At 60.7% G+C, this 461-nt stretch carries 1 protein-coding gene; it reads left to right on the forward strand.

Going from position 1 to position 461, the window contains the following annotated elements; translation table 11 throughout:
• Positions 1-387 (forward strand): phosphotransferase (locus tag AC0T7J_RS25225; RefSeq protein WP_473798483.1); only part of this gene is annotated, 387 nt, incomplete at its 5' end.
• Between the last annotated feature and the right edge of the window lie 74 nt (positions 388-461).

The following is a 461-nucleotide window of genomic DNA, read 5'->3' on the forward strand; positions in this document are numbered from 1 at the left end:
AGGGGTCGTTTCATGCCGCTCGCCACGTTGATTCATCGCGCCAGTTTGCCCGGTCCGCAGGTTTCAGAGGCGCAGGCGCTGCAATGGCTGGCCGAACATTACGGGCTCAGCGGCACGTTGCAGGCGCTGGGCAGCCAGCAGGATCTGAATTATCGCGTCGACGGTGGCAGTGGGCGCTTCGTGTTGAAAGTCTGTCGTGGCGACTACGCTCTTGTGGAGCTGCAAGCCCAGCACGCAGGCCTCAATTATCTGGCCGAGCACTCGGCGATCAAGGTGCCGCGCGTCATCGCAGCCAATAACGGTGCAGATCTGTTGTCGCTGCAAGCCAATCGCGAAACGGTGCATGTGCGGTTGCTGGAGTATATCGACGGCAAGCCGTTGACCTGACCGATTTCGATCATCTTGGCCAGGACGTGGTCGCCGGGTTTGGCCGACTCTGTGGCGAGATGGATTTGGCGCTG

It is taken from the genome of Pantoea sp. E956-1 (assembly GCF_982223955.1).